Genomic DNA, 23,684 nt, shown 5'->3' with positions numbered 1-23,684 from the left:
TTGTCAATGGAATGTAGTCATATTTTAGTCAGATTTGGAGAACTCACAACAAAAGGGAAAAATCGTAAACTTTTTATTCGTAAATTAACACAGAATACAAAGGAAATATTAAAAGAGTTTTCACATTTAAGATATGAAATGTCTTTTGATCGTTTATATATTATGTTAAATAATGAAGATCCAGAGGCTGTATGTCAGAAGTTACAGACAGTCTTTGGCATTCACTCTTTTTCGGTTTGTTATAAAGTGGAAAGTGATTTAGAAAAAATAAAAGAAGTATGTCTACAGATTGTAGAGAAAAATGAAGGGCATACTTTTAAAATCAAAACAAAGCGTAATGATAAGGATTATCCACTTCACTCACATGATATCAATACGGCTATTGCTGGATATATTTTTCATCATACATCAAAAGAGTTAAAAGTAGATGTCCATCATCCAGAAATATTAATACAAGTTGAATTACGTAAAGAATGTACCTATGTTATGGATAATGTGATTCAAGGTGCTGGTGGTTATCCTGTTGGTATTGGTGGAAAAGCTTTATTGATGTTATCAGGTGGGATTGATTCACCAGTTGCCGGATATTTAACATTAAAACGTGGCGTTGATATTGAATGTATTCACTATGCTTCACCGCCATATACAAATGAATTGGCAAGAGAAAAAGTATTAGATCTTGTTGATGTTTTAAGACATTATACTCATGGAAAAATCACTGTACATATTATACCTTTTACAGATTTGCAGTTAGCTGTATATGATCATTGTGATGAAAGTTATGCGATGACAATTATGCGTAGAATGATGTATCGAATTGCTGAAGGCGTGGCACATCAAAATCAATGTTTAGCATTAGTGAATGGTGAAAGCATTGGACAAGTGGCTTCTCAAACTTTAGAAAGTATGTCTGTTATTAATGAAGTGATTCATATGCCAGTTATTAGACCAGTTGCTTGTATGGATAAATTAGAAATTATTGATATTGCTCAAAAAATTGGAACATATGATATTTCTATTCGACCACATGAAGACTGCTGTACAATTTTTACACCAAAGCAGCCTGCTACAAAACCAAAAAGCTATAAAGCTGAAGCATTGGAAGAAACATGGGATTATCAAACGATGATTAATGAATGCATTGAACAATGTGAAACAATTGTTATTGATGATCATTATAAAGAAGTAGAGAATTTGTTTTAATGAATGATGAAATTTGGGATTTGTATACGCAGGATCGAGTAAAAACAAATCAAAAGATGATGAGAAGCGAGAAGATTCCTTCTCATCTTTATCATCTTGCTGTTCATATTTGCCTTTTTAATGATCGAGATGAAATGTTGATACAACAAAGATTTAAGAAAAGAAAAACATGGTCAGGATTATGGGATATGAGTGATGGTGATAGTGCATTGATGAATGAAACGAGTTATATGGCAGCTGAAAGAGAAGTTTATGAAGAATTAGGTATTCAATTATCTTTAAAAGATATAAGACTTTTTTGACAATTCATTTTGATCAAGATCTTGATGATATTTATCTTATCCGTTATCTTGTCAATATTCAAAATTTAGTTATACAAGATGAAGAAGTACAAAATGTGAAATGGGCAAGTCTTGAAGACATAACAAATCTTTTGAAACAAGAAAAATTCGTTCCATATCATCAAAATCTTATATCATTATATTTTGAAATGAAAAATAAACGTGGAGCACAAAGATTATAAATACAAAAAGTTTTATTTATTTTGAATATATATGATGTTTTGTTAATTTATAACCGATTATTCAAGTCAGGTTGCTATGTTGAAAGGAAATCTTATATGCAAAAGTTATTAAAAGATATATCGACTCAATTTCATTTGCTACCTAAATGGAAACAAAGAATATCATGGTGGTATGTTATCTCGGTAAGTTTGATTTTAGTACAATATTTCATCAATCGTCAATTAGATATTCATACATATTTTCACCCATTTATAAGTATAATGATTAATATACTTGTGATTATAGATATTTTTCTTATACCTGTTATTCTTGTGGTTATAGAGATATTAAGTGAAAAAATGAATTTATTACTTAAATTGATTCAAATCTTTTTATCAATTGCAGGGGTAGGTATAATAACACTTATCTTATCTATGATGTTCTTTATGACGAATAAATCTGCAATCAGTAGTAATACTGTAAATATTTCTTTTAGTAATAATAAAGTTTATATTGAAAATGGTGTGTGGCTAGAGAGTAGAAATCATATTGATGTATATCAAATTGAAAATTTAATTTTTATAAAAAAGATTAGCAGTTACTAATGAATAAAAGTTTTAATTGAGATATCTTGATGATTTGGTAAAATTATTTTATAATATTTCAATCTCGTTAATTGTCATAAAATATCAAATATAATATATTAAATTGACAGGAACATTTAATAAAAATGAGTATGATGTCAGTCATATTCTTTTTAAAAAGAGAGTTTACAAAATTTTTTTAAAATAAATGAATAATTTTGTCACCTTGACACAAACTAATTGTGTCAGGAGGTGAAAGCAATGAACTCAAAGAATTCAAAAAATAGATTAGTTGTTCCTGGTGCTCAAAATGCAATTGATCAAATGAAATACGAAATCGCTAATGAATTTGGTGTTAATCTTGGACCTGATGCAACATCTCGTGCTAACGGATCTGTTGGTGGTGAAATCACTAAGAGATTAGTTGAAATGGGACAAAATCAGATGGCAGGTAGACAATCTCAAAATCGTTAAGCTATTATAAAAAATCCTAGTCATAATCTTTATTATGAGTAGGGTTTTTTCATTTTTGATAAAAAGTGTATTCGCTTTCAAATTTTTGTTGAGTTTATTCTACAATTTATGTACAATAAATATATGTTATGTATTGTAGGAGGAATAAAAATATGACAAAAATTATGGCAGTCAATGCAGGAAGTTCATCTTTAAAATTTCAATTATTTGAAATGCCTGAAGAAACAGTCATTACATCAGGAATTGTAGAAAGAATTGGGATGGATGATGGTATTTTTACAATAAAATATAATGGAGAAAAAAAGACAACGACATGTCCGATTCCTGATCATCAGGTCGCTGTAGAAATGCTTTTAAAAGCATTGGTTGATGAAGGAGTCGTGACAGAATTAAAAGAAATAGATGCTGTTGGACATCGTATTGTTCATGGTGGAGAATATTTTAGTGATAGTGCTGTTGTTGATGATGATGTTGTCGCAAAGGTTGAAGAACTTTGTGAATTAGCGCCTTTACATAATCCAGCACATCTAATTGGATATCGTGCATTTAAAGCAGAATTACCTAATGTACAGCATGTCTTTACTTTTGATACAGCTTTTCATCAAAGTTTAGATAAAGAAAGATATTTATATCCATTACCATTAGAATATTACACAGATTTAAAAGTGAGACGTTATGGAGCACATGGAACAAGCCATAAATATGTTTCTGAACAAGTGATTGATATGTTAGGAAATCCAACTGAATCACGTGTTATTGTTTGTCATTTAGGTAATGGTGCAAGTATTTCAGCAGTATTAAATGGAAAATGTATTGATACATCTATGGGATTCACACCACTTGCAGGAGTTATGATGGGAACACGTTGTGGAGATGTTGATCCATCTATTATGCCTTATTTATGTAAGAAATTAAATAAAACACCAGATGAAGTCTTAGAAATTTATAATAAGAAATCTGGTATGCTTGGTATTTCAGGAATTTCATCAGATTCTCGTGATATTGAAAATGCTTTATTTAAAGAAGGTGATGATAGAGCATTATTAACAAGTTTATTATATGCAAGAATTGTTTCTAAATATATTGGAGCTTATTATGCTGAACTTGGTGGATGCGATGCGATTGCCTTTACAGCTGGTGTAGGTGAAAATGCAGCTTATTTAAGACGTTTGATTATTGATGATGTTTCAAAAGCTTTTGGTGTCTTCTTGGATGAAAAACTAAATGCTGTGAGAAGTGATGAAAATAGAGTGATTTCTCATCAGTTCTCACAAATTAAAGTTATGGTTATTCCAACAAATGAAGAAGTTATGATTGCAAGAGATACAGTCAGATTATTAGGGCTATAAGAGAGTTGAATGATCAACTCTTTTTTATTATGGTTATTTTGATATAGAAGAATAAATCTTTTATAAGTTCATATTTATGTGATAATATGGTATTATGATAAACAAAGGTGATGAGAAATGGATAAAATATTAAGAATTAGAAAAGAGTTTGATCAGGTTATTATATATAGACATGTGAATCCTGATTTAGATGCATTTGGTTCACAACTGGGAATGTATTGGACATTAAAATCAATCTATCCACAAAAAAATATTGTTTTAGCTGGTGAAATGAACAGTGATTTATTAAAGTATTATCCTTCTTTTGAAATGGGTGAAATCAAAAAAGGTTATACTTTAGGAATTGTTTTAGATACAGCCAATCGTGAACGTATTGATGGGGATATATCTGTGTGTGATCAGATACTAAAGATTGATCATCATATAGTTGTAGATTCATATGGTGATATTAATATTGAAGATGAAAAAGCTTCTTCATGCAGTGAAATTGTAACTTTATTAATGAAACGCGGGAAAGCTCAAATCCCATTAGAAGCTGCCAATGCTTTGTATTTAGGAATTATTGGAGATAGCAATCGCTTTTTATATCATTCGACATCTCAAAAAACTTTTGAAGCAGCTTCTTATCTATTGGATATGGGAATTGATATTGAAAAATTATATCAGAAGCTTTATATGCGTACAAAACAGGATTTAGAAATTACAAAATTTATTTATAATCATTATCAGGAAGATGGTCATATCGCATGGTATTATTTGAGTGATGAAAATTTAAAAGCATTACAGATGAGTCGAGAACAAGGGTCTTCTTATGTTAATGTGTTAGCTAATTTTGAAGAGTATTCTGTATGGATGGCTGTGACTCAAAATAAAAAAGACAACAACTATCGTGTGAGTATCAGAAGTCGTGGTATTCCTGTTAATGAAGTGGCAGCGCTTTTCCATGGTGGTGGACATGCTTATGCTGCAGGAGCAACTCTTCAATCATTAGATGAATTGGAAGAACTTATTGAAAAATTAAAGGAGAAAATCAATGGAAAATATATTTGAAAAGTTTTTTACAAGAATGACAGAAAATAGGCAACGTCAATTTTTTCAACAACGTCAGCCCCAAAAAGGCGGGACAATAAAGGCATTGGTCATTGTTTTGATTGTTTTTTTGATTGTTGAATACTTTGTTTTGATTCCTATTAATTTGAGATCGCCTGATTTTGTTTTCTTTTTCAGTATTCTGCTTGTTATTTTTATAGCATTAAGAAGTTTATTTCAGGCTTCATTTGATAAAGTAAATAAGATACTTAGTGTAGTGATTGCGTTATTGCTAGTTTATGTCTTTGCTGGACAATTAATCAGTTCACCTCTCTTTTTTGCATCAAGTTATCAAAAACAATTAGATGTTGATAAAAATGCTGATTTCTATAAAGATAATCCTAAAGTGAATTATCAGTCAATTCCTGTTGTTGATAAAGAGAGTGCTGAACGTTTAGGAGATCGTAAAATGGGTGAAATTGTCGATTACGTTTCACAATTTGAAGTTGATAATGATTATGTTCAAATCAATTATCAGGATAAACCTTACAGAGTCACAACATTATCATATAGTGATTTGATTAAATGGTTTACGAATCATCGTGAGGGATTACCTGCCTATATTCGCGTAGATATGGTGACACAGGAAAGTGAAGTTGTTCGTTTAGATGAAGGAATGAAATATTCTCATTCTGATTTATTCTTTAGAAATATTGATCGTCATTTACGTGTTCACTATCCAACTAAAATGTTTGAAACACCTTCATTTGAAATTGATGATGATGGACATCCATATTGGGTAGCACCGACTTATACTTATAAAATTGGTTTATTTGGTGGTAAAGATATCACAGGTGCAGTGTTAGTTGATGCTGTGAGTGGTGACTGTCAATATTATGATATTCAAGATGTTCCAACATGGATTGATCGTGTTTATCCTTCTGAATTGTTAATAGAACAGCTTAATAACTGGGGAAAATATACACACGGTTTCTTTAATACGATTTTCTCTCAAAAAGGTGTTTTAAAACCAACAGACGGATATAATTATATAGCTTTAAATGATGATGTTTATTTATATACAGGTTTAACATCAGTATCTAATGATGCTTCCAATGTAGGATTTGCATTGATTAATATGCGTACGAAAGAAGCCAAATATTATGCGATTAGTGGAGCTGAAGAATTTTCAGCAATGTCTTCTGCTGAAGGAAAAGTTACAGATTTAAAATATACGGCAACATTCCCTATTTTGATTAATGCTGGAGGAGAACCAACATATTTTATGTCTTTAAAAGATAGTGCAGGTCTTGTTAAAAAATATGCGTTTGTCAGTGTTGAAAATTATCAGATTGTTTCAGTTGGTGATAGCGTTGCCGAAGCAGAAAAAGAATATTATGCATTGTTGAAAGATAATGGTAAAACAAATGTTGATTATGATACAGAAAAATTAACAGCTGTTGTCAGTGATATTCATGAAGTTGTTGTTAATGGAAATTCACAATATTATTTCCAGCTTCAAGATTCGAATCAAGTCTTTATTGCACCTATTTCATTAAATGCTCAGTTGCCTTTTGTCAAAGCGGGTGATACAGTGACGATTGAATATGTCAATGATGAATCGACTTCACAAACTGTTTCTTCAATTACGATTCAATAAGGAGGAAGATTATGGGTGAATTATTTCAACGTTTAAAAATGTATGAACCTCTATTTGGGAAATGGAAAATAGATTTTATTGCCATCACTTATACAGATATGGCATGGGTCTATTTGAAAGATGATTATGGCAATGATGCTTTAATGAAAGTGAAAACTTTATTTTGCTTAGAAGAAGATGTGGAAAATGAAGTTTATGAATTGATGAATAAATATGACATCTTGGATTTTCCTGATTTAACACATTCACCTTATTTAGAAGAAGAACATTATTATATTGAAGATGGATCTGAAGCCAAAGGTGTTGATATCTGTTTGTTATCTAGATATTCACTAGAGGAAGATAACGATCAGCTTTTATCTACCAATGAATTGTTTCAATTAGGTCTACAATATATGAATGGACAGGATAGAGTTCAGGATGAATATCGTGCTTATCAATTGTTTGAAAAAGCAGCTTATCATTCACATGCCAAAGCTATTTGTTCACTTGGATATATGAATGAAGTGGGGTTAGGAACAAAAGTCAATAAGGAACAGGCAGTTGCTTTTTATCAGCAGGCTGCTGATTTAGGTGATAGTCTGGCAGCCTGTAATTATGCTTATTGCTGTTTAAAGGGGATAGGCTGTCAAAGCAATTTACAGCAGGCTTTTGAATATTTTGAAAAGTCTGCCCAAGATCAATATCCTCGAGCTGTTTATTATTTGGGAGAATGCTATTGCTTTGGTTATGGAACGCTCAAAGATGAAATGAAAGCCATGACTTATTATAAACAGGCAGTAGATTTAGGATATACACAAGCTAAATATAGCATTGGATATTGCTATGAATATGGTATAGGTGTCGCTAAAGATCTTGAAAAAGCTTTTGTATGGTGCTTGGATGGTGCCAAAGATGGACTACCTGTTGCACAGGTTCAAGTTGGTTTTGCCTATGAAGTTGGTGAAGGTGTTAAACAGGATAGTGAACAGGCTGTGTATTGGTATCAGCAGGCTTCGTCACAAAATTATGCACCTGCTCATTGTTATCTGGCATATTGCTATGAAATGGGAATTGGAACTCCTATTGACTTAAAAAAAGCAAAAGAACTGTATTTACTTAGTGCGAATATGGGATATCCTCGTGCTATGATGGCTTATGGACATATGATTGAAGATGAACATCCTGCATTAGCCTTGGATTATCTTAAGCGTAGTGCGGATTATGGCTATTATCCAGCTATCAATAAGTATGCCTATTATTTGGAAAAAGGAATAGGTATAGAAAAAAATGAAAAGCTGGCATTTGAATATATTCAAAAAGCTGCCAATGATCAAGATGCACAAGCGATGTGTACTTTAGGATACTACTATGAAATGGGCATAGGAACAAAAAAAGATACAGTCAAAGCTTTTGAATATTATCGTCAATCTGCCAAGGCAGGTCATTTACATGGTATGACAAACTGGGGTTATTGTTATGAAACTGGTATTGGAACTGAGCAGGATTTGTCAAAGGCTATAGAGATTTATCAACAAGCTGCTGATTTGGGTTATGATGTGGCGCAATGTAATTTAGGATATTGCTATGAAGTGGGAATTGGGGTAGAACCTGATTTACAAAAAGCCAAAACCTTTTATTTGTTAGCTGCAAAACAAGGACATTTAAGAGCTATGTGTAACTTGGCTTATTTATATGAACAGGGCGTTGACGGTCAACCTGATTATCAGGAAGCTAGAAAATGGTATGAGCAGGCTGCTCAATATCAATATCCTCGTGCACTTTGTTGTTTAGGTTATTTCTATGATGAAGGATTAGGCGTTGATGTTGATTTAGAAAAATCATTTGATTATTATCAACAGGCAGCTAATTTACATGATGGAGCCGCTTTGTGTACTTTAGGCTACTATTATGAAAACGGGATTGGCTGTCAAAAAGATGAACAACAGGCTGTAGAGTGTTATCAAAAATCGGCGGAATCTGGAAACTTGCGTGGTTTAACCAATTTAGGTTGCTGTTATGAACTCGGTATTGGAGTTGAAAAAGATTTATCTCAGGCTATTTCCTGTTATCAACAGGCAGCTGATTTAGGATTTGATGTTGCCCAATGGCGTTTAGGATACTGTTATGAAGATGGTATAGGTGTAGAACAGGACATGTCTAAGGCTATTCAATACTATCAGGAGGCTGCTAAACAAAATAATCCACGTGCTATATGTGGCTTAGGTCTTATTTATGAAGAAGGTCGAGGAGTGCCGGTTGATTTAACGAAAGCTTTTGAATATTATCAACAGGGTGCACAACTAAATGATGAAGTCTGTCAATGTAATTTAGCTTTTTGTTATGAACATGGAATCGGTGTAGAGCAGGATTTTGCTCAGACCAAATATTATTATGAATTATCAGCTCAAAAAGGATATCCAAGAGCTTTATGTAATTTGGGTGTCATGTATGAACTGGGACTAGGATGTCAAAAGGATGAAGAAAAAGCTTTACAGCTATATCATCAAAGTGCAAAGTTTAATTATTCGCCTGCCATTTGCAATGAAGCCTCATGTTATGAAAATGGTATAGGGACAAAGGTCGATTTATCACATGCTTTTGAATTATATTTAAAAGCAGCTAAAAATCAATGGGCTCGAGCTATGTATCATGTTGGTCGTTTCTATGAAGATGGCTTAGGAATTGAAGTGGACATAGAAAAAGCTGTACAATATTATGAATTGGCTGGTCAAAATGGTATAGCAGATGGATATGTCGAAATGGGGAGAATGTATGAATGGGGCATATTGAAACAATCCAATGATCAAGCTATAGAATATTATCAAAAGGCGCTTGATATGCAATCACCACGAGCTTATTATGCACTTGGAAATATGTATAAAGATGGAAAAGGTGTTCAACAGGATTATTCAAAAGCGATTGATTATTTTCAACATGCCGCCAAGATGAATCATGCTTCATCGCTTTATAATCTGGCTGTGCTATATGATTTTGAAGCTGGTAAAGAGTTTGAAGATAAACAAAAAGCAATCACCTATTATCAGCAGGCTGTTGATTGTGGACATGCAGGGGCCATGAATAATCTGGCAGTTTGTTATAAAGAAGGAGATGGTGTCAGCAAAGATTTAAAAAAGGCTTTTGAATTATTTTTAAAAGCTGCCAACCTTAATAATGGACACGCTTATCTCAATCTTGCGAGAGCATATACGTATGGACAAGGAACACAGGTTTCTTTAAAAGATGCTAAATACTGGTGTCAAAAAGCACTGGATGCTCATATTGAGGGGGCAAATGATTTAATGAAAGTGATTAAAAGAAAGTCATTTTTGCATCCTAAAAAGATAAAATAAGGACAACACAGATGTGTTGTTTTTATTATGGAATAAAGTTTGGTATATTTCATAAGGGAATAACAATAAATATAGGAATTCACGCATAATTATGATATAATTACAAAATGAATTGAGGTGGAAAGATTATGAAATCAAAGATTTTAATAGTTGATGATGAAGAACATATTAGAGAATTGATCCGTTTTTATTTAGATAAAGAGGGATTCTCAGTGGTTCAGGCTGCTAGTGGAGAGGAAGCTTTACATCTTTTAGAAAATGAATATATTGATTTAGCAATTGTTGATATTATGATGCCAGTGATGGATGGATTTCAATTGGTAGAGGAAATGAAGGAAATGAAAGACATTCCCGTTATTATGTTAACTGCCAAATCACAGTCAGCAGATAAATTAAGAGGTTTTTCATTAGGAATAGATGATTATGTGACAAAACCATTTGATCCTGATGAACTTTTAGCAAGAGTGAAAACAATTTTAAAAAGATATAGTATCAATAGTCAGAATATTGTGACTTTACATGATGTGGTTTTTGATGGAGATAAATATGAAATCAGATATAAAGATCAAACAATTCATTTGCCTTTAAAACAGTTTGAATTGGCCTTTGAATTAGCGAAAAATCCTAATCAGATTTTTACTCGTGAACAGTTAATTGAAAAAATTTGGGGGATGGATTATGATGGATTTGATCGTACTGTAGATGTTCATATTAAACGTATTCGTGAAAATTTAGGACATTTGCCTGGATTTAAAGTGGTGACAGTCAGGGGATTAGGATATAAGATTGAGGTTAAACCATGAAATCCATTTATGGGAAGCTGATTATTGGATTTTTAGTCAGTATTTTATTTAGTTTTTCAATTGCTGGATATTTTTCATTGCGTAAAAATGCAAATGAACTGGGGTTACTGGCTGTTGAAGAACTTAAAAATTCAACAGAACTTATAGAAGATTTTATTCAATTAATCGACCGAGATGATTTAGATAAAATATTACAGGGTTATGCCTCAACTTCAGAAGTGAGTTTTTATATTGAAAGTAATGGTCAAAAAAAGACTTATGGAAATATCAAAGGAGAACATCTCTCTCATGAAGAAACAGATGTTTTAAGAGAAAATATAGGACAAAGTATTATTTTACAAGATTCATCTATACGTATTTATGCAAAATCTTTTGAAGTCAAAAATCAAAATTATATTGTCTATGTTCAAAAAGATATGAGTAAAAGGGAAATGATTTTCCTGGATTCTGCTTTAATAGCTGTCTTTTGTATGCTTGTTGCTGGAAGTATCACATTTTTAGTCATTGCTGATATTATTGTTAAACCTATTTCACGTTTAACTAAAGCAACAAATGAATTATCAAAAGGAAATTATCGTGTTCGTGTTAATTATACTGGTAAGGATGAAATTGCACGTTTAAATCGCAGTTTTAATCAAATGGCTCAACAGCTTGCCAAGCAGGATGAAACACGTCAACAGTTCATATCTGATGTTTCACATGAGTTTCAAACGCCTTTAACGGCTATTCAAGGTTTTGCGACAATCTTAAAGAATGAAAAATTAACTGATGAGCAACGTCAAAAATATGCAGATATCATTTTATTTCATAGTAAACGTTTATCTACACTTTCTAAAAATATGTTACAGTTAACTTTATTGGAAGGTGAAGATGTGAAGTTAGAAATCAGTGAGTTCTCGTTAATTGAACAGTTAAATCGTGTTATTGAAACACAAGATAATTTTGCTTTAAGTAAAAATATTGAAATAGAATTTGAAATACCTAAAAATGATATTCGTATTGAAGCAGATGAATCACGTTTAGAACAAGTGTGGATTAATTTGATCAACAATGCGATTAAATACACACAAGATAATGGAGTTGTCATGGTACATGTCAAGAAAACATCTAAAGAAGTGGAAGTCAGTATCGAGGATACGGGTGTTGGTATGAGCAAAGAAGCTATATCACATATTTTTGAACGTTTTTATCGTCAAGATAAATCACGAAGTGTAGAAGGCAATGGATTAGGGTTATCTATTGTAAAAAGAATTGTTGATTTACATAAGGGACGTATTGATGTTATATCAAGAGAAGAAGGAGGCAGTCGCTTTACCGTTCATTTGCCTCAGAATAAATCATTTCATATTAGTGAAAGACTTATAAAAAAAGAAAATCATGGTTAGAAAGGAATTGATTTATGTATTTAAAAAGAATTGAATTACATGGTTTTAAATCATTTGCCGATAAATCAGTCATTGAATTTCAACCAGGAATTACTGGGATAGTTGGTCCTAATGGTTGTGGAAAATCGAATATCAGCGATGCTGTCAGATGGGTATTAGGTGAACAGTCAGTGAAATCATTACGTGGTTCTAATATGTCCGATGTTATTTTTAATGGTAGTGAAGACCGTAAGGCACAAAATGTTGCTGAAGTGACACTTGTATTTGATAATGAAGATCGTTTTATGAATGTTGATTATAATGAAGTAGAAATAACAAGACGCTTATATCGTCAAAATAATGAGGCAGAATATTTAATTAATAAGGAACCATGTCGTTTAAAAGATATTGTTGATTTAATTATGGATACAGGTTTAGGAAGAGATTCACTTTCCATCATTTCACAGGGAAATATTTCTTCATTCGCTGATAGTAAGCCTGAAGAAAGAAGAGGAATGTTTGAAGAAGCAGCAGGTGTAGCGAAGTATAAAAAAAGAAAGCTTGAATCGATTCGAAAATTAGAAAGAACAAAGGATAATTTGGATCGTGTTGAAGATATTTGTTTGGAATTAGAAAAACAGATTTCACCATTAAAACGTCAAAAGGAAAAAGCTGAAATTTACTTGGATTTAAAAGAACAGTTACAGTCTATTGAAGTAAGTGTACTGGTAAAAGGAATTGAAACTTTATCTCAATCTTTACAGGATTTAAATCAATCTTTAGATTTACTGGATAAAGAAAAAGTGACAATTGAAGGACAAATCTTAATTAATGAACAACAAAATGAAAGCTTAAAGAAAAAGATGTTTGATTTGGATCAGGAAGTCAATGGACTTCAAGGCCAACTTTTAACAGCTATGAACAATGTTAATCAATTAGAAACACAAAAAGTTGAGATTGATGCTAATCGTAAACATATTTTAGAGACAACTAACAAAGAAGATTTACAGGCACGTATGGAGCAGTTAAAAGCTATTTTACAAGATGCTATTAGTGAATATAATGATCGTGTTAATCGTTATAATGAAACAAAGGAAGAAAAATTAACTTTGGAAGCTTCTCAGGAAAAAAATCGTGCTCAGATGAATGCTTTAAGACAGGATATTGAAAATCTTAATTTAAAATTGCATCAAGACCGTCACCGTAGAGAGCAACTGGTTGATTTGGTAGAAAACAAATCTGGGTATAGTTATGGTGTACGTTCTATTATAAAAGCTAAAGATTCCATGAATGGAATTGTAGGTGTACTTGGAGATTTATTGGAAACTCAAGAAGAATATGAAACAGCTTTAGCAGTTGCTTTAGGAAATGCAGTGCAGTTTATTGTGACTGATAGTGATGAAGATGCGAGACATGCTATTCATTTTTTAAAGAATAATAAATCAGGACGTGCAACATTTTTACCTATTACAACAATGAAGGAAAGACATTTGCGAGAAGAACATTTACTGGTATGTCAAAATACACAAGGTTTTTTAGGTGTTATGAGTGATTTTGTGAGATATCCTGATAAAATTAAAACGATTGTTTTGAATCAATTAGGACATGTGATTGTAGCTGATACATTAGAAAATGCATCTCTTTTATCAAAAGCAACATATGCCAGATATAAAATTGTAACTTTGGCTGGTGAAGTCATCAATGTGGGTGGTTCATTAACTGGAGGAAGTTTTAAACAATCTTCATCACTTTTAACAAATAAACGTGAATTAGAATTGTTACAGGAAACGATTCGTCAAAGTGAACAAGATATCACAATGAAGAAAGCCAAACTTAATGAATTAGATAATTTAGCAAGAGAAATTTCTCATAATCTTCTACAAAAACAGATGTCATTTGCTAAATTGGAGTTGGTTGTCACAAATAAGAAAAGTGAATTACAGATTGCCAAAAGTGAATATGAAAGTTTAACACATCAAAGCGTTGAATTATCAGAGATTGAAAAAGGAACGCAAGATAATCAATTGCTTCAAGAGTTAAATGAAGCTAAAAAAAGAAGAGATCGTTTAACTGAAAGTATTCAGGCTAAGCGAGAATTGCGTATGAGTTTTGTTAATGAAAATGATCAGCTGGAAGATACTTTGAAAGTCACACGAGCTCATTTAAGACAAATTCAAAACGATATGACACAAAAGCAGGTTGATAAAGCGAAACAGGAAACAGAACTGCAAAATCATTTACAGCGTTTAAATGAAGAATATAAGATGACATATGAATTTGCCAGTGAAGAATATGCTCGTGATATTGATATGCAAAAATCCAAAGAAGAAGTACGTTTATTAAGACATCAGATTGATTCTTTGGGACATGTCAACTTACAGGCTATTGAAGATTATGAAGAAGTGTCTACACGTTATGAAACTTTAAATCACCAACGTTTAGATCTTATTCATGCTCAGGATAGTATTTTAAAAGCTATTGATGAAATGGATGAAATCATGGTTTCACGTTTTAGTGAAACATTTGAAAAGATTAATCATGAATTTAATATTGTGTTTAGAAATCTTTTTGGTGGTGGAAAGGCTGAATTGAAATATAGTGATCCTGATAATATTTTAGAAACAGGAATTGACATTGACGTACAGCCACCAGGAAAAGCAGTCCAGAATATTACTTTATTCTCGGGAGGAGAAAAAGCATTGATTGCCATCTCATGTCTATTTGCTATTTTACGTGTGCGACCAGTGCCAATGTGTATTTTAGACGAGGTTGAAGCCGCTTTGGATGTTGCGAATGTAGAACGTTTTGCCAAATATTTAAGAGAGTTTTCTCATCAGACACAATTTATTGTTGTCACTCATCGTGAGGGAACAATGGAAGAATGTGATTTGTTATATGGAGCTACTATGCAACAAAAAGGTGTGACAAAACTTGTGAGTGTGAAATTAAAGGATGCTATTGATTTGGCACAAACGGCATCATAGATGAAAAAATATTGACATATCATCAAGAAGTGTTATCTTTATGATATGTCAATCAGTTTGAGGAGGATGTTTATGGGCTTTTTTAGTAAAATCAAAGAAACATTAGTAGGAAAGTCAGCGAAACAAAATGATAAATATGTAGCTGGTTTGGATAAGTCTAATTCTTCATTTTCATCAAAAATTAATGAATTAGCAGCACGTTATCGTGAAATAGATGATGATTATTTTGAAGAACTGGAAAATATTTTGATTATGAGTGATGTTGGTGTCAATATGGTTATGACAATTGTAGATGAAATTAAAAAAGAAGTTCGTCTTCAAAACATCAAAGATCCTAAAGAAATTAATGAAATTATTATTGATAAGATGTTTGTCATTTATGCCAATGATTCCTATATGACTACAAAAATCAATTATGATGATGAAGATTTAACAGTTATTTTAATGATTGGTGTCAATGGTGCAGGGAAAACGACAACGATTGCTAAGTTGGCTCATATGATGCTAAATGAAGGTAAGACAGTCATGGTTGCTGCAGGTGATACTTTTAGAGCTGGGGCCATTGATCAGCTAGATGTCTGGGCTAAACGTCTAGGTATTGAATGTGTGAAAGGTAAAGAAGGTGGAGATCCGTCTTCAGTTGTCTTTGATGCTTTAAAACGTGCAAAAGAACAAAAAGTGGATGTTTTGATTTGTGATACAGCCGGACGTTTACAAAATAAAGTGAATCTCATGAACGAATTAGAAAAGATGAATCGTATCATAAAGCGTGTTGTACCACAGGGACCACAGGAAACTCTTTTGGTTATTGATGCGACAACAGGACAGAATGGAGTTTCACAGGCACAGGAATTTTCTAAAATCACAGATATTACAGGTCTTGTTTTAACAAAGATGGATGGAACTGCTAAAGGTGGTATTGTTTTATCTATTAAGGATGCTTTAAATATTCCAGTTAAATTTGTTGGTTTAGGTGAACAAATGGATGATTTACAGGAATTTGATCTTGAACAATATATCTATGGTTTATGCAAAGGATTATTGGAGAAATAATATGACATCACATTTAGAAAAGACACAACGTGTGAATTTGTTGATGGATTGTTATGGTGATTTATTGACAGATAAACAAAGACAATATTTATCGTTATATTATGAAGAAGATTTTTCTTTGTCTGAAATTGCTGAAGACCTGATGGTTTCTCGTAATGCTGTATATGATCAACTAAAACGAGCAGTAGCTTCATTAGAAGAATATGAGTCAAAGCTTCATTTAATGGAAAAGCATATTGAGCGTATGGCTTTGATTCAAAAAATTGAAAATCAGCAAATTGATAATCAACAAATGCAAGATTATTTAGAAATGTTAAAGAAGATATAGGAGGATAAAATATGGCTTTTGAATCGCTTTCTGAAAGATTGCAGGAGAGTTTAAAAAAGATTAGAGGACAAGCAACTTTAACAGAAGAAAATATGGACGAGATGCTTCGAGAAATTAGATTGGCTTTATTAGAAGCAGACGTGAATTTTCAAGTTGTTAAAGAATTTATTGCGAATACGAAACAAAAAGCTTTGGGACAGGATGTCTTAGGTTCATTAAAACCTGGACAGGTCGTTGTCAAGATTGTTCATGATGAGTTGGTTGAATTATTAGGAACAACAGTCAGTGAACTAGATTTATCAAAAAAACCAACAGTTATTATGATGGTTGGATTGCAAGGTTCTGGGAAAACAACAACTTCTGGAAAGATTGCAAAATTATTATCTAAAAAATATAGTAAAAATCCATTATTGGTTGCGGCAGATATTTATCGTCCAGCTGCAGTTGATCAGTTAAAGACGCTTGGGGAACAATTAGATATTCCAGTCTTTGAAAAGGGAACAGATGTGAAAGCAGAACAAATTGTCAGTGAGGCTATGAATTATGCTTATGCGAATCATCATGATGTTGTTCTTATTGATACTGCTGGTCGTTTACATATTGATGAACCTTTAATGAATGAATTACAGAACATTAAAGATATTGTTCATCCTAGTGAAATCTTATTAGTTGTTGATGCTTTGACAGGACAAGACATTGTCAATGTTGCTCAATCATTCCATGATCATTTACAAATTACAGGTGCTGTTCTAACAAAATTAGATGGTGATTCACGAGGTGGGGGAGCACTATCTATTCGTCATATTACACATGTACCGATTAAGTTCATTGGGACTGGTGAAAAATTAGATGCGATTGATTTATTCTATCCAGATCGTATGGCAGATCGTATTTTAGGAATGGGTGATGTCGTTTCATTGGTTGAAAAAGTTCAAGATGTTTATGATGAAAAAGAAACAATGAAAACATTTGAACGTATGAAACGTGGTACTTTTGGTTTGGATGATATGCTTGAACAAATGCATCAAGTTAGAAAATTAGGACCTTTATCTGGTATTTTAAAGATGATTCCAGGTATGCCAAAAATGCCTCAAATCAATGATGAAGATACTGATAAAAAATTAAAATTAACAGAATCCATTATATATTCCATGACATTGGAAGAAAGACGTGATCCTTCTATTTTAAATGCTAAACGTAAAGAAAGAATTGCAAAAGGATGTGGACGTAGTGTAGCTGATGTCAATCGTTTGATAAAACAGTTTGAAGCTTCTAAACAAATGATGAAACAGATGGGAAATTTAGATCCAACAACGGGTATGCCTACGCAAAGGCCACAAAATCGTATGAATTTTAATCCTAATCGTAAAAAGGAAAGACATAAGAAGAAAAAGAAAAGATAGCCAAAAGTCCTTATTGATGATATAATCAATAAGGCTTTTGCATGTTGTGAAGCTATGTAAAAAAATATAAAATAAAAGAATTTATACAGAAAGTATGATAGTATTATAGGAAAATAAATGATTGGAGATAGTAAAATGGATCAAAAACAAATTAAAGGATTAACTCATGGTGAAGTGCTACAACGTCAGCAACGTGGTGAAGTTAATCGACAACAAAAAACAATTAGTAAAAGTTATAGTCAGATATTTCGCGAAAATATCTGTACATTATTTAATTTATTAAATGTTTTAATTGCGATTGCTTTAGCGCTTGTTGGAGCTTGGTCAAATCTTGTTTTTATTGTGATTATCATTGCTAATGTCTGTATAGGAATTATTCAAGAGATACACGCTAAAAAGCTGGTTGATGAGTTATCATTGCTGATGATTCCTCATGTTAAAGTTTTAAGAGATCAGCAACAAGTGACAATTCATGTTGATGAAATCGTAATGGATGATATTATGATTTTAGAAGCAGGAGATCAGATTTGTTGTGACAGTGTTGTTATTGATGGTGAAATTGAAGCTAATGAATCTTTATTAACTGGAGAATCTGATCCTATTCATAAAAATCAAGAAAGTGATTTGCTTTCAGGAAGTAGTGTTATTAGTGGAAAATGTTATGCAAAAGTTATTCATGTTGGTGAAGATAACTATACTTCACGTTTAACAAATGAAGTCAAAAAAGCAAAAGAATTACAATCAGAATTATTAAATTCAATGCGTAAAGTAACAAAAGTGACAAGTTTTATGATTGTTCCTTTAGGAATCATTTTATTTCTTGAAGCTTATTTTCTTAGACAAGATGCTTTATCACAGGCTGTGATCAGTAGTTCTGCAGGTTTGTTAGGAATGTTGCCAAAAGGGCTTGTTCTATTGATGAGTGTAAGTTTGGCAGCAGGGGTCACAAAACTTGCCAAGCAGAAAATTTTAATTCAGGATATTTATTCTTTAGAAACACTTGCTCATGTTGATACATTATGTTTGGATAAAACAGGAACAATAACAAATGGAAAAATGAAAGTTGAAAAGGTAGAGTTTTTATCTTCTTTATCATCTGATACATTTACAGAATATTTTGGTTCTTATTTGCATTATAGTGATGATAACAATGCAACTTATCAAGCGATATGTGATCATTTTACACTGAATGAAAAACATGTTCCAAGTCAAAAGGTTGCCTTTTCATCACAACGAAAATGGAGTGCCATGACATTTGATGATTATGGAAGTATTGTTATGGGAGCACCTGAACGTTTAATGAAGAATCTTCCAGCATCTTTAATGCAGCAGATTGAAAATGGTAAACGTGTGATTATTATTGCCTATACTCAAAATAAGCTTGATGCTAAAGCTCCACTTCCTGAAGTGACACCCGTTTTGGCTATTGTTTTAACTGATATGATACGTAAAGATGTTGAAAAAACATTGCAGTATTTTGATAGCCAGGGTGTAGATGTGAAAGTTATTTCAGGAGATCATGTTTTGGCTGTCTCTAAGATTGCTCAAATGGCAGGATTGAAAAATTATGATAAGTATATTGATTTAAGTGAAGTTCAAAATAGTGAAAGTCAAATGGATGAACTTGTGAATCAATATTCAGTTTTTGGTAGAGTGACACCTCAACAGAAAAAATGGCTTGTTGAAGCATTAAAAAGACAAGGTCATACAGTCGCAATGACAGGTGATGGGGTGAATGATATGTTGGCTTTAAAAGAGGCAGATTGTAGTATTGCGATTGCTGAAGGGAGTGAAGCAGTTAAACAGTTATCTCAAATTGTTTTATTGAATTCAGAGTTTTCATGTTTGCCCGAAGTTGTTTTAGAAGGACGTCGAGTTGTTAATAACTTAACAAGAGTTGCTAGTGTTTTCTTTATTAAAACAATTTATTCTATTATTTTAACAATAGCATGTGCAATTTGTAATATTCCATTCCCATTTATTCCTATTCAAATTACTTTAATTGACTTTGCAATTGAAGCTTGGCCATCATTTTTAACATTGTTAGAACCACAAACACAAAAAATCAAAGGTCAGTTCTTACCAACAGTATTAAAAAATACATTCCCTCATGCTTGTGGTGTCTTATTATGTTTTTTACTTGTTTATACAGGTCGACCATTATTCCATATTCCTATGGAACAAAGTGTCACAATGATGTATTTGGCACTTGCATGTATAAGTATGCAGGCTGTCATTGTTTCAAGTTTCCCAATGACGAAATTACGTTTATTTGTCTGTGTAACAATGGTTTTAGGATTTATTTTGGCTATCCTTTTATTCCATCAATTATTACACATCACAATGCTTACATATTCTCAAATCATTCTCACAATCATTATTACTTGCATTGGATTACTCTTTAAAGAGGTTGTTAGACATATTATTGCTTTCAAAACAAAAGATGTTAAGTAAAAATACTTGACACATTTCAAATATATGTTATACTAAGAAAGCAAAATCAATAAATGGAGGAAAGATTATGGCAGTAAAAATTAGATTAAAAAGAATGGGTGCAAAAAAATCACCATTTTATAGAATTGTAGCGGCAGATTCAAGAATGCCTAGAGATGGACGTTTCTTAGAACAATTAGGAACTTATGATCCTAGACAAGATCCAGCTGTTGTCACAATCAAAGAAGAAGAAGTTTTAGCATGGTTAAATAAAGGTGCTCAACCTTCTGATACAGTAAGAAATATCTTAAGCCAAAAAGGTATTATGAAAAAATTTGCTGATTCAAAAGCAAAAAAATAAGCTGGTGATATAAAGTGGATTACGTCAAAACTTTACAGGAACTTGCAAGTGAACTTGTTATTGAAAAAGATAAATTAGAAGTCAGACAGATGCCTTCATTAGATGAAGATACAATTGTTTTATATGTCTATGCTTCAAAAAGTGATATTGCAAGATTAATCGGTAGAAAAGGAATGATGGCTAATTCTATACGTCAACTTATGTCTGTAAGTGGACGTTTAAATCATCAAAAATTAGACATCAAATTTGAATCTTACGGAGAATAGATGTGGTTCCACATCTATTTTTTATTCAAGGAGGACATTATGAATCAAGTCATTGTTGGAAAAATCGTGAATACACATGGCATTAAAGGAGAATTGAAAGTCAAAGCATCAACAGATTTTATTGAAGAAAGATTTCAAAAAGGGGCTACACTTTATCTGGAATATCAGGGCCAAACTATAGAAATGACAGTTGCTTCACACCGTTTTCATAAAGGACATGTGTTAGTGACTTTTGAAAATCACCGTGATATTAATTTAGTGGAAAAATATAAAGGATGTTTACTTTATGCTTGTAAAGATGAAAACTTATTAGATGATGATGAATATTATGTCAGTGATATTATTGGCTGTCAGGTTTATAATGATGGTCAGTTGATTGGTGTTGTACAAGATGTTCAACTCTATGATCATCATGATATTTTAGTTGTTAAGGGAAAAGAAAAAATTATGATTCCTTATGTTGATGCTTTTATTGTTGATGAAGATATAGAAAATAAGCGTATAGACGTACATTTAATAGAGGGATTTTTATAATGAAAATTGATATTTTATCATTGTTTCCCGAAATGTTTAATGGTTTCTTAGAAACTTCTATTATCAAAAGAGCTATAGATGCACAGGTTGTGGAAGTTCACGTTCATGATTTTAGAGAATTTGCTGATAATAAACATAAAAAAGTAGACGATTATCCTTATGGTGGGGGACAAGGTATGGTTTTAATGTGTCAGCCTATTATTGATTGTTTAAAGACACTGACGACTCCTGACAGTCTTGTCATCTTAATGTCACCACAGGGACAGACATTTCATCAGCAATTAAGTTATCAATTATCTTTAGAAAAACATTTGATTTTTATATGTGGACATTACGAAGGATTTGATGAACGTATTCGTGACTATGTGGATATGGAACTTTCCATTGGTGATTATGTCTTAACAGGTGGAGAACTTGCCAGTATGGTATGTTGTGATGCAATTATTCGTTTATTGGAAGGCGCTATTCGTGAATCTTCTCATGAAGATGATTCTTTTAGTCAAGGATTGTTAGAATATCCACAATACACACGTCCTTATGAATATGATGGAAACTGTGTTCCTGATGTTTTGATGAGTGGTCATCATGAAAAAATTAGACAATGGCGTTTGGAACAATCTTTAAAGAAAACTTATTTGAAACGCCCTGATTTGTTAAAAACTAGAAACTTTACTGATGAAGAATTAAAAATATTAGAAAAAATCACAAAAAAAGATTGATTTTTATAATAAAAAATGATAATATTTCTTAGTCTTTGGACGCAGAAGCTCCGCTGGTTAAATAACGTATGAACTTCGAAGATAAATTTTGTGAAGGAGGAAGTCATATCATGAATATGCAATTAGTACAAGAAATTACTAAAAAACAATTAAGAAACGACATTCCAGATTTCAAACCTGGAGACACTTTAAAAGTTTATGTAAAAATTCAAGAAGGAGATAAAACACGTACTCAGTTATTTGAAGGTGTTTGTATTGCTAGAAAAGGTGGAGGAATTTCTGAAACTTTTACTGTTAGAAAAATTTCTTACCAAGTTGGTGTAGAAAGAGTTTTCCCACTTCATTCACCAATTATTGATAGAATTGAAGTTGCTAAAATTGGTAAAGTACGTAGAGCTAAATTACATTACTTACGTGGATTATCAGGAAAAGCTGCAAGAATTAAAGAAATTCGTAAATAAAAAGGGGCTGTAACGAAATAACTTTTTAAAGAGTTGATTTTGTTTCAGCTCTTTTCTTTTTCTGTTTTTAGGCAATAAAAAAACATCTTTTCTCTTCTTCTGATTTCAAGATGTAATATTTTTGTTAATTTTTCTTCTGTTTTCCCTGTTTTTGGGCGCAATATCCCTATATCGCTCAAAATTTGTTTTTTTTCATGTGCATATCTTTTTAATTGAGAAGCAATTTTTCCTTTTCTTCTTTCTCCTTTTTCAGGCGATATTTATGATATTTCCTTAAATTATAGCCTAGACACACAATGAGAAATTCCATCTTTGCATTTTTCAGTCCTCTTCTCGTGAATCTTGTGAATTTCATGTCCTGCTTGATGACTCCAAATGCCCCTTCAACCTGTATGCTTCTCTGTTTCTTTAATTCTTTTCCAAATTCCGTTGACAGATTTTCATCTACAACTGCATAGAATTCATCTAGCACTGCATCTCTTGTCAGGATTTTCTGATGTTTCTTGTTTTTACAGCATTCATCAATGAATGGACAGCCTTCGCAACCTTCATCACTTGTCATTTTTTGTTTGATTTGCAGATATTCTCCTCTTTCATCATAAATATCTCCTATATTCTGATCAAATACATGACCGTTTGGACATATCCTATTTCCTTTTCCATCTTTTTCCCAGTTCAATGTGTTGAATTTTTTATTCCTGAATTCCTTTTCATTCTTTTTGGCATACATTGCATATTTCATATAGAGATTCATTCCATTTGACAAACAATACATATAGTTGTCGTAACTTCCATAAGCTGCATCTGCCATCGGATAAAGTGGCAGCTCTCCTGTGAAATC

General features: G+C 32.1%; 22 protein-coding genes. 21 read left to right on the top strand and 1 reads right to left on the bottom strand.

Features of this window, described 5'->3' with window-relative positions; translation table 11 throughout:
* Positions 1–6 precede the first annotated feature (6 nt).
* The 21 genes from thiI to rplS all read left to right on the top strand — a co-directional run bounded on the left by thiI (position 7) and on the right by rplS (position 22,843).
* Positions 7–1,203: a tRNA uracil 4-sulfurtransferase ThiI gene (gene thiI / locus B5G32_RS05780; RefSeq protein ID WP_087936106.1), complete on the top strand. Its 1,197-nt coding sequence runs from the start codon at positions 7–9 to the stop codon at positions 1,201–1,203.
* The gene (locus tag B5G32_RS14145; RefSeq protein ID WP_224762534.1) at positions 1,203–1,505 is read left to right on the top strand and encodes an NUDIX domain-containing protein; all 303 of its coding nucleotides are present in this window, start codon (positions 1,203–1,205) and stop codon (positions 1,503–1,505) included. The genes thiI and B5G32_RS14145 overlap by 1 nt, the downstream gene beginning before the upstream one ends.
* Entirely contained in the window at positions 1,502–1,726 is a 225-nt protein-coding gene (locus B5G32_RS14140) for an NUDIX hydrolase (RefSeq protein ID WP_224759467.1), read from the top strand. Before B5G32_RS14145 ends, B5G32_RS14140 begins: the two co-directional genes overlap by 4 nt.
* 96 nt (positions 1,727–1,822) lie before the next feature.
* A complete protein-coding gene (locus B5G32_RS05770) occupies positions 1,823–2,311 on the top strand; it encodes a hypothetical protein (protein ID WP_087242932.1) in 489 nt (162 codons plus the stop codon).
* Positions 2,312–2,551: 240 nt separating this feature from the next.
* Positions 2,552–2,764 (top strand): alpha/beta-type small acid-soluble spore protein, encoded by a 213-nt coding sequence (locus B5G32_RS05765; protein WP_087242931.1) that lies wholly within the window; start codon positions 2,552–2,554, stop codon positions 2,762–2,764.
* Between the two features lie 152 nt (positions 2,765–2,916).
* A complete protein-coding gene (locus B5G32_RS05760) occupies positions 2,917–4,113 on the top strand; it encodes an acetate/propionate family kinase (protein WP_087297704.1) in 1,197 nt (398 codons plus the stop codon).
* 117 nt (positions 4,114–4,230) lie between these two features.
* Positions 4,231–5,163 carry a DHH family phosphoesterase gene (locus B5G32_RS05755; protein WP_087936105.1) on the top strand — a complete coding sequence of 311 codons (933 nt, stop codon included), beginning with the start codon at positions 4,231–4,233 and terminating at the stop codon, positions 5,161–5,163.
* Entirely contained in the window at positions 5,147–6,802 is a 1,656-nt protein-coding gene (locus B5G32_RS05750) for a hypothetical protein (protein ID WP_087936104.1), read from the top strand. Before B5G32_RS05755 ends, B5G32_RS05750 begins: the two co-directional genes overlap by 17 nt.
* A gap of 11 nt (positions 6,803–6,813) precedes the next feature.
* The gene (locus tag B5G32_RS05745; protein ID WP_087936103.1) at positions 6,814–10,134 is read left to right on the top strand and encodes an SEL1-like repeat protein; all 3,321 of its coding nucleotides are present in this window, start codon (positions 6,814–6,816) and stop codon (positions 10,132–10,134) included.
* A 128-nt stretch (positions 10,135–10,262) separates the two neighbouring features.
* Positions 10,263–10,937: a response regulator transcription factor gene (locus tag B5G32_RS05740; RefSeq protein WP_087297700.1), complete on the top strand. Its 675-nt coding sequence runs from the start codon at positions 10,263–10,265 to the stop codon at positions 10,935–10,937.
* A complete protein-coding gene (locus B5G32_RS05735; RefSeq protein ID WP_087297699.1) occupies positions 10,934–12,322 on the top strand; it encodes a sensor histidine kinase in 1,389 nt (462 codons plus the stop codon). Before B5G32_RS05740 ends, B5G32_RS05735 begins: the two co-directional genes overlap by 4 nt.
* A 14-nt stretch (positions 12,323–12,336) precedes the next feature.
* Complete coding sequence (locus B5G32_RS05730) at positions 12,337–15,285, top strand: chromosome segregation protein SMC (protein WP_087297698.1); 2,949 nt, start codon at positions 12,337–12,339, stop codon at positions 15,283–15,285.
* Between the two features lie 72 nt (positions 15,286–15,357).
* Positions 15,358–16,338, top strand: a complete 981-nt coding sequence (ftsY, locus tag B5G32_RS05725; protein WP_087242917.1) for a signal recognition particle-docking protein FtsY — start codon at positions 15,358–15,360, stop codon at positions 16,336–16,338.
* Position 16,339: 1 nt separating this feature from the next.
* A complete protein-coding gene (gene ylxM, locus B5G32_RS05720) occupies positions 16,340–16,666 on the top strand; it encodes a YlxM family DNA-binding protein (RefSeq protein ID WP_087242915.1) in 327 nt (108 codons plus the stop codon).
* 11 nt (positions 16,667–16,677) lie between these two features.
* The gene (gene ffh / locus B5G32_RS05715; RefSeq protein WP_087297697.1) at positions 16,678–18,069 is read left to right on the top strand and encodes a signal recognition particle protein; all 1,392 of its coding nucleotides are present in this window, start codon (positions 16,678–16,680) and stop codon (positions 18,067–18,069) included.
* A 135-nt stretch (positions 18,070–18,204) separates the two neighbouring features.
* A complete protein-coding gene (locus tag B5G32_RS05710; protein WP_087936102.1) occupies positions 18,205–20,523 on the top strand; it encodes a cation-translocating P-type ATPase in 2,319 nt (772 codons plus the stop codon).
* A 67-nt stretch (positions 20,524–20,590) separates the two neighbouring features.
* Entirely contained in the window at positions 20,591–20,863 is a 273-nt protein-coding gene (gene rpsP, locus B5G32_RS05705; RefSeq protein ID WP_087242909.1) for a 30S ribosomal protein S16, read from the top strand.
* 14 nt (positions 20,864–20,877) lie between these two features.
* On the top strand, positions 20,878–21,129 hold the full coding sequence (locus B5G32_RS05700; protein WP_087242907.1) for a KH domain-containing protein: 252 nt from the start codon (positions 20,878–20,880) through the stop codon (positions 21,127–21,129).
* A gap of 39 nt (positions 21,130–21,168) precedes the next feature.
* Positions 21,169–21,663 (top strand): ribosome maturation factor RimM, encoded by a 495-nt coding sequence (rimM, locus tag B5G32_RS05695; RefSeq protein ID WP_239386208.1) that lies wholly within the window; start codon positions 21,169–21,171, stop codon positions 21,661–21,663.
* Positions 21,663–22,382, top strand: coding sequence for a tRNA (guanosine(37)-N1)-methyltransferase TrmD (gene trmD / locus B5G32_RS05690; protein WP_087242905.1), 720 nt, complete (start codon positions 21,663–21,665; stop codon positions 22,380–22,382). The genes rimM and trmD overlap by 1 nt, the downstream gene beginning before the upstream one ends.
* 110 nt (positions 22,383–22,492) lie before the next feature.
* Positions 22,493–22,843: a 50S ribosomal protein L19 gene (gene rplS / locus B5G32_RS05685; RefSeq protein ID WP_087242903.1), complete on the top strand. Its 351-nt coding sequence runs from the start codon at positions 22,493–22,495 to the stop codon at positions 22,841–22,843.
* Between the two features lie 208 nt (positions 22,844–23,051).
* Here the strand turns inward: rplS and B5G32_RS05680 are convergent.
* Positions 23,052–23,684, bottom strand: a 633-nt coding sequence (locus B5G32_RS05680; RefSeq protein WP_143746603.1) for a transposase, incomplete at its 5' end; no start/stop codon positions are given.

Source organism: Massilimicrobiota sp. An80 (genome assembly GCF_002159255.1).
GTDB lineage: Bacteria > Bacillota_I > Bacilli_A > Erysipelotrichales > Coprobacillaceae > Allocoprobacillus > Allocoprobacillus merdigallinarum.
Note: the sequence above shows the minus strand (reverse complement) of the source record. Positions and strands in the feature narration are given on the sequence as shown.

Bases quoted from the DNA above. Each gene is read 5' to 3' on its own strand.
- thiI (WP_087936106.1), top strand. From the start codon at position 7: ATGGAATGTAGTCATATTTTAGTCAGATTTGGAGAACTCACAACAAAA.
- B5G32_RS14145 (WP_224762534.1), top strand. From the start codon at position 1,203: ATGAATGATGAAATTTGGGATTTGTATACGCAGGATCGAGTAAAAACA.
- B5G32_RS05770 (WP_087242932.1), top strand. From the start codon at position 1,823: ATGCAAAAGTTATTAAAAGATATATCGACTCAATTTCATTTGCTACCT.
- B5G32_RS05765 (WP_087242931.1), top strand. From the start codon at position 2,552: ATGAACTCAAAGAATTCAAAAAATAGATTAGTTGTTCCTGGTGCTCAA.
- B5G32_RS05760 (WP_087297704.1), top strand. From the start codon at position 2,917: ATGACAAAAATTATGGCAGTCAATGCAGGAAGTTCATCTTTAAAATTT.
- B5G32_RS05755 (WP_087936105.1), top strand. From the start codon at position 4,231: ATGGATAAAATATTAAGAATTAGAAAAGAGTTTGATCAGGTTATTATA.
- B5G32_RS05750 (WP_087936104.1), top strand. From the start codon at position 5,147: ATGGAAAATATATTTGAAAAGTTTTTTACAAGAATGACAGAAAATAGG.
- B5G32_RS05745 (WP_087936103.1), top strand. From the start codon at position 6,814: ATGGGTGAATTATTTCAACGTTTAAAAATGTATGAACCTCTATTTGGG.
- B5G32_RS05740 (WP_087297700.1), top strand. From the start codon at position 10,263: ATGAAATCAAAGATTTTAATAGTTGATGATGAAGAACATATTAGAGAA.
- B5G32_RS05735 (WP_087297699.1), top strand. From the start codon at position 10,934: ATGAAATCCATTTATGGGAAGCTGATTATTGGATTTTTAGTCAGTATT.
- B5G32_RS05730 (WP_087297698.1), top strand. From the start codon at position 12,337: ATGTATTTAAAAAGAATTGAATTACATGGTTTTAAATCATTTGCCGAT.
- ftsY (WP_087242917.1), top strand. From the start codon at position 15,358: ATGGGCTTTTTTAGTAAAATCAAAGAAACATTAGTAGGAAAGTCAGCG.
- ylxM (WP_087242915.1), top strand. From the start codon at position 16,340: ATGACATCACATTTAGAAAAGACACAACGTGTGAATTTGTTGATGGAT.
- ffh (WP_087297697.1), top strand. From the start codon at position 16,678: ATGGCTTTTGAATCGCTTTCTGAAAGATTGCAGGAGAGTTTAAAAAAG.
- B5G32_RS05710 (WP_087936102.1), top strand. From the start codon at position 18,205: ATGGATCAAAAACAAATTAAAGGATTAACTCATGGTGAAGTGCTACAA.
- rpsP (WP_087242909.1), top strand. From the start codon at position 20,591: ATGGCAGTAAAAATTAGATTAAAAAGAATGGGTGCAAAAAAATCACCA.
- rimM (WP_239386208.1), top strand. From the start codon at position 21,169: ATGAATCAAGTCATTGTTGGAAAAATCGTGAATACACATGGCATTAAA.
- trmD (WP_087242905.1), top strand. From the start codon at position 21,663: ATGAAAATTGATATTTTATCATTGTTTCCCGAAATGTTTAATGGTTTC.
- rplS (WP_087242903.1), top strand. From the start codon at position 22,493: ATGAATATGCAATTAGTACAAGAAATTACTAAAAAACAATTAAGAAAC.